This window comes from Dankookia rubra (assembly GCF_004355005.1).
GTDB lineage: Bacteria > Pseudomonadota > Alphaproteobacteria > Acetobacterales > Acetobacteraceae > Paracraurococcus > Paracraurococcus ruber_A.
Genome location: NZ_SMSJ01000175.1, coordinates 1 through 5,696, shown reverse-complemented (window position 1 = coordinate 5,696; position 5,696 = coordinate 1). Strand labels below are relative to the sequence as shown.

7 protein-coding genes, 1 pseudogene and 1 other annotated feature are annotated in these 5,696 nt (G+C 66.9%); of the genes and pseudogenes, 7 read left to right on the top strand and 1 reads right to left on the bottom strand.

Annotated features, from left to right (window positions below; all coding sequences use genetic code 11):
- The first annotated feature begins 718 nt into the window (after positions 1-718).
- Entirely contained in the window at positions 719-979 is a 261-nt protein-coding gene (locus tag E2C06_RS35110) for a hypothetical protein (protein ID WP_133293182.1), read from the top strand.
- Positions 980-1,064: 85 nt separating this feature from the next.
- Here E2C06_RS35110 and E2C06_RS35105 read toward each other — a convergent pair whose 3' ends face one another.
- Positions 1,065-1,346 (bottom strand): hypothetical protein, encoded by a 282-nt coding sequence (locus E2C06_RS35105; protein WP_133293181.1) that lies wholly within the window; start codon positions 1,344-1,346, stop codon positions 1,065-1,067.
- A gap of 201 nt (positions 1,347-1,547) precedes the next feature.
- Between E2C06_RS35105 and E2C06_RS35100 the strand changes: the two genes are divergently transcribed.
- From E2C06_RS35100 to E2C06_RS35075, 6 genes and pseudogenes are all read left to right on the top strand, one after another.
- The gene (locus E2C06_RS35100; RefSeq protein WP_133293180.1) at positions 1,548-1,757 is read left to right on the top strand and encodes a hypothetical protein; all 210 of its coding nucleotides are present in this window, start codon (positions 1,548-1,550) and stop codon (positions 1,755-1,757) included.
- A gap of 418 nt (positions 1,758-2,175) precedes the next feature.
- Positions 2,176-2,592: a DUF421 domain-containing protein gene (locus tag E2C06_RS35095; RefSeq protein ID WP_206664836.1), complete on the top strand. Its 417-nt coding sequence runs from the start codon at positions 2,176-2,178 to the stop codon at positions 2,590-2,592.
- Entirely contained in the window at positions 2,592-2,984 is a 393-nt protein-coding gene (locus E2C06_RS35090) for a DUF1622 domain-containing protein (RefSeq protein ID WP_133293178.1), read from the top strand. The genes E2C06_RS35095 and E2C06_RS35090 overlap by 1 nt, the downstream gene beginning before the upstream one ends.
- Positions 2,984-4,066 (top strand): sodium:calcium antiporter, encoded by a 1,083-nt coding sequence (locus tag E2C06_RS35085; RefSeq protein WP_133293177.1) that lies wholly within the window; start codon positions 2,984-2,986, stop codon positions 4,064-4,066. Before E2C06_RS35090 ends, E2C06_RS35085 begins: the two co-directional genes overlap by 1 nt.
- A 56-nt stretch (positions 4,067-4,122) precedes the next feature.
- Positions 4,123-5,057 (top strand): annotated as a pseudogene (locus E2C06_RS35080) (IS3 family transposase); the annotation flags it as partial.
- Positions 4,410-4,526: a sequence feature (AL1L pseudoknot), on the top strand. It overlaps the preceding pseudogene by 117 nt.
- A gap of 45 nt (positions 5,058-5,102) precedes the next feature.
- A partial coding sequence (locus E2C06_RS35075) for a helix-turn-helix domain-containing protein (protein WP_206664835.1) occupies positions 5,103-5,696 on the top strand: 594 nt, incomplete at its 3' end.

The following is a 5,696-nucleotide window of genomic DNA, read 5'->3' as shown; positions in this document are numbered from 1 at the left end:
CCTCAATGAGTGGCGCCAGCACCTCCCATTGCGCATCCGTCAGAACTCGTGGCCTGCTTTCTTCAATCATCCCAGGTAGATGGGGCAATACTCAGGGACTGACAGGCCCTAACACGCGGGAAACGCCAAGAGCGCGTGTTAAGCGGAGACGACCGAGAAGACCGGGAGCGGAAGGGACTGGCACTAAGCAAGCCGCGCTGCATTCTATGTCATGCAATGCAATCCGGGGGGCGGCTGATATGAGCAGCGAACGCTTGGCTTGGATCGCAAACAACCTGAAGGAGGTCGTTGAGGTCAGCTTACTGGTAGGAGCTTTCCTGCCATTTCTCATCGCCGCGGCCATTGTCCACCGCCACCGCCGTCCGAGGTGATCAGTCCTCGCCTCATCGTGCATACCTGAGGTTGATGCATTCGCAACGTTCTTTCCGGGCGGGGCGGGCTAGGTCTCACGTCCCTAGCGGAAGCCTGCCCAGCCGCCTCCCCCGCACCCCATCCATTTAGTTGGTTAGCCCGCGTCTCAGGCCGCAGTCCTTCACGCGCCTGCACCTCGGCCGGGCGCACGTCTCAGAGCGCGTTAGTAAGGGGCAACGGGATACCCCGGCTGGCGAAAAGACCACGACCAGTGCGTCGCCGCACTCAGGCGCGCGTTACAGGGATACATTCCGGTGCGCCTGGTCGGTCATGTTGAGACAGCACTCTGGCAAGAAGGAGTTACGCCATGCCGATGCGCGCCTTTCGAACTTCTAGGAGCTATGCCGGCGCTTACGTCAAAGCCAATTTACGGCTCTGGACCGGCATCCTGGCAGCCCTCAGCGTCGCTCTCCTTTTGCTGCTTCGCGGCGATATATTTGGCATGTCCGGTCTCTGGGGCGATCTCCTGGTGCTCAGTGCCATGATCCTCGGCGTCTTGGTCATCATGATCAGCCACGAAGGTTACAAGGCACCCGAGATCGCGGACGACAACCCGACCGTGGCCTGAACTTATCGGAGTTCGCCACGCAGTGCCCGCCTCAGGTGATCTGTTGGGCACGCGGCTGCATCCGCTTTCGGCGGTGTGGTTGGGCTTAGCCGTCAGGTACCTGGCAACCGTTCAGCGTCAAAGCGCAGTTCGCTGCCATGGATGCCTTCTCGGATAGCACCAGGTCCGAGGTTGCGAGGGCTGCGGTACCGATTGCCCAGAGTGCCCTGTGCAGATCAGCGATCGGCATGCCTTCGCCAGCGGCAAAGCGGCGCAGGGTGGGCAGGTGGTGGTCGCGTAGGTCGCGGGCCTGGCGGGGTGTGGTCAGTGCGCCCTCGGACTGCAGAAGCACCACCACCTCTAGGATGCGCTCGTGTAGCTCCATCATCGCTGCCTCCCTCATCCCGATCCATTCTCTTGCCGCACTCAGCGATCTCGAAACGAACATACGAGGCGGCGGGCCACATGGCCGCAGGGGATCATTTCAGCCTTGTGGCAGGTGAAGCTGCGCACGAAATCATGCGTTGGGGTTCCGCACCAGCCAAGCCGCACCGCAGGCGGGATCGTGTGCTGAGCGCGGAGATGACCGATGCCGAACCCAGATGACCGTGAAGCCGGCTTCTACTGGATCTGTATCGACGGTCAGGAAGCTGAGGTCGCTCAGTGGCAGATTGAGTGGGAACGATGGCTCGTAGCCGGAAGTACCAAGCCGCTGTCAGACGAAAGGGCCAGCCGCGTCATAGTGCTGAGTGACCGTTTAAGCGCGCCGGCCATTCCTGCCTTCCACAGTGGCGGCTGAATAGATCGTGGCGCCTGCAGCGAGCCTGACCGCCACAGATAGCAGTGCAGCCGCACCCGTGCCGTGGGGGCCAATATCGTCGAGGTCGCTCTTCCCACACTTCCCGCGTGTTAGTCAGAGCTTGCCCCAATTGCGGTCGGCCGCCTTTTGCCGTCCTTGCCAATGGGTGCGGCAGCCATTCGAAACAACACGCGAAGGAACTTCCGGCGGCGGGGGTGCTTCTCCGGCTGGTCCAATCTGAACTGCGGCGTGGGCGGCATCTATTCGAGGCACCGCGCGCCAGGCGCCGGCGGCCCTGCCCTTTCCCAGCGCTCACCGGTCATTCACCTCTCAGCAGGACAGAATCCACCTGCATGGCCTCGACCCGGTCTTCGGTACCATTCCCCACATCACCTGGGCGCAGGAATGCGCGCGGACCGTGGTAATCTTCGCCTACGGCCTCGCCATCGTCCACCTCGTCGGACGGCGCGTCTTCGGCGAGTGGGCGGCGCTCGACATCATCGTCTCCGTCGTAGTCGGCTTGAACCTCAGCCGGGTACTCACTGGAAGCGCCAAGCTCTGGGGCACGCTCGCGGCGACGACGCTGCTGATGGCGCTGCACTGGATCTTCGCCCACCTCGCCACCCGCTTCCCGACCCTGTCGCGCGTATTCGAGGGTCGCCCGGTGCATCTCGGCGAGGACGGACGGGTGGACGGGCGTGCGCTCCGGCGCCACGCGGTCAGCGAGGCCGACCTGGGCGAGGCGCTGCGGGGCTCCGGCTTTGAGGATCTCTCCGGCACCCGCCGTGTCGTGCTGGAGCCGAGCGGCAAAATCTCCGTGCTGAAGGACCACTGATGGACCTCGACGCCGTCAAGACGCTTACGATCTGGCTCGCCACCATGACGGAGGGAATCGCCGGCATCGTCATCGCGGTGGCGGTGATCGAGGCGGCATTCCGGACCGCCGTCCTGCCCTTCCGCGACCGCGGCCCGGACGCTTCGCACGAGGCAAAGGAGGAGGTGCGGCTGCGGCTCGGCCGGTGGCTGGCACTCGCGCTGGAGTTCGAGCTCGGCGCCGACATCCTGCGCACGGCGGTGGCGCCGACCTGGTCGGAGATCGGCCAGCTCGCCGCCATCGCCGCGGTCCGCACGGCGCTCAACTTTTTCCTGCAGCGGGAGATCGATAAGGCGGCGGTCCGCCGGAGCACCCCGCCGGGCCAGGCCAGTACGGCCGCCGGGGCGGGCTGATGTTCGAGGATCTCTCGCTCCCCCTGCTGCTCGGAATTTTCGCCGCAGCTGCCGGCACGATCTGGTACGCCGGCATCAAGCTCTCCGACATGACGGACGTGCTCTCGACACGGCTAGGCCTCGGCCAGGCACTGGGCGGCGTCATCCTGCTCGCCATCGCGACGAACCTGCCGGAGAGCGCCATCACCGTGAGCGCCGCTTGGAGCGGAAACCTCGGCGTCGCCGTCGGCAACATCCTCGGCGGCATTGCCATCCAGACGGTGGTGCTCGTGATCCTCGACGTGTTCGGCACGCGGGGCGGCGCCCCGCTCACCTCCCGCGCGGCCAGCCTTTCCCTCGCGCTGGAGGGCGTGCTCGTGATCGCGGTGCTGACGGTCGCCATCATGGCGACGCAGCTCCCCGCCTCCCTCGTTGCCTTCCACCTCACGCCGGGAGCGGTCCTCATCACGCTCATCTGGGTCCTTGGCATCTGGCTGCTGTCGCGGGCCGGCAAGGGGCTGCCCTGGCACGACAGCGCCGGCGACGCGCCGGACACGCAGGAGAAGCCGAAGGGTCATTCTCAGGCGGCCAAGGCGGGGGGCTCCGGCGAAGGCGCGGTCTCGACGGGACGGGCCGGCACGGTCTTCGGGGCGGCCGCGCTCGTCACGCTCGTGGCGGGCGTCGTTTTGGAGAGAAGCGGCGACGCCATCGCCGGGCACGTCGGGATGAGCGGAGTGCTGTTCGGCGCGACCGTGCTGGCCGCGGCGACATCGCTGCCGGAGGTCTCAACCGGCCTCGCCTCCATGAAGCTGAAGGACTACCAGCTCGCGGTCAGCGACATCTTCGGCGGCAACGCCTTCCTCCCCGTGCTCTTCCTGCTGGCCACCCTCGTCTCTGGCGCGGCCGTGCTGCCGCATGCGCAGCGGACCGACATCTACCTCGCGGCGCTCGGCGTCGTGCTGACGGCGGTCTACATCTGCGGGCTCATTTTCCGCTCCAAGCGCCGGTGGCTCGGCATGGGCGTGGACTCGCTCACCGTCCTGGTCCTCTACGCCGCTGGGATCGCCGGGCTCGTGGCAATCGCCCTTGACGCGCCGGGGTAGAGGGCATGAACCGCACCGGGTTTGCCGGAGGCTCCAACCATTGAGAGGATGGAGCGATGACGGCGAAGAAGACGGCAGCGAACTACTCGCCTGAGGTTCGGGAGCAGGCGGTGCGGCTGGTGCTGGACGGCGCCGGTGAGCACGGCTCGCAGTGGGCGGCGATTGGGTCGATCGCCGCCAAGATTGGCTGCACGGCGGAGACGCTGCGGCGCTTGGTGCGGCAAGCCGAGCGCGACCGTGGCAAGCGGGCCGGACCCACGAGCGAGGAACTGGACCGCATCGAGGCGCTGGAGCGCGAGGTCTGCGAGCTGCGCCAGGCCCATGAGATCCTGCGGAAGGCGTCGGCGTATTTTGCCTTGGCGGAACTCGACCGCCGGTCGAAGCCATGATCGCCTTCATCGACGATCATCGGGGCACGTACAGGGTCGAGCCGATCTGCCGGGTGCTGCCGATCGCCCCGTCCACCTACCACGCTCATGCCGCGCAGCGCGCCGATCCCACCCTGGGCTCGGCCAGGTCGCAGCGGGACGCGCTGTTGCGGGCGGAGGTGCGGCGCATCCATGCCGAGAACTTCGGCATCTACGGCGTGCGGAAGGTCTGGCGCCAGCTTGGCCGCGAGGGGACGCCGGTGGCCCGCTGCACGGTGGCGCGGCTCATGCGGCAGTTAGGCCTGCGCGGCGTGGTACGCGGGAAGGAGACCAGGACCACGATACCGGACAGGGGCGCGCCGAGCCCGGTCGACAAGGTAAACCGACAGTTCCAGGCAGCGCGGCCGAACCTGCTCTGGGTGTCGGATTTCACCTACGTCGCAAACTGCCAGGGGTTCGTCTACGTCGCTTTTGTCATCGACACCTTCGCGCGGTGGATCGTAGGCTGGCGGGTGTCGCGGACCGCCCATGCTGGGTTCGTCCTCGATGCTCTTGAGCAGGCGCTGCACGACCGCCGGCCGCTGAAGGGCGGGCTCATTCATCATAGCGACAGGGGCAGCCAAGGCGGATTCAACTGATCGTCGCAACACCGGATGAGGAGTGGTGCGATGGCGGGTCGGCGGCGGTCGGATCGAGCTCTCCGGGCGAAGGTGCGGTCACCGGGGCGACCGGGGGTGGCGCAGCGCGAAAATCGACGACGGTTCTGGGCGTTGATCGCGGCGGGCCTGGCGAGCGAGGACGCGGCGCTCGGCGTCGGGGTGTCGCAACCTGTAGGCTCGCGCTGGTTTCGTGAAGCGGGCGGCATGCCACCGAAGATCCTTGGGCCATCGTCGAAGCCGCTGTCGGAGCGGGAAGAGATTGCACTGCTGCGAGCCCAGGGCTGTGGCGTGCGGGAAACAGCCCGGCGTCTGGGGCGGGCCGCCTCGACGATCTCGCGTGAACTGCGCCGCAATGCTGCGACACGCTGCGGCAACCTGGAGTACCGGGCGACGACAGCGCAGTGGCATGCCGAACGAGCGGCGCGTCGTCCGAAGCCGGTGAAGCTGGCGGAGAGCCCGGCCTTGCGGATGTATGTGCAGGACCGGCTGGCAGGCGACGTGGTCGGGCCAGGCGGGGCCAAGGTGCGGGGGCCATTGGTGCAGTGGAAGGGGCGGCGGCATGGGCCGCGGCAGCACCGGCGCTGGGGGAAGGCGTGGAGCCCC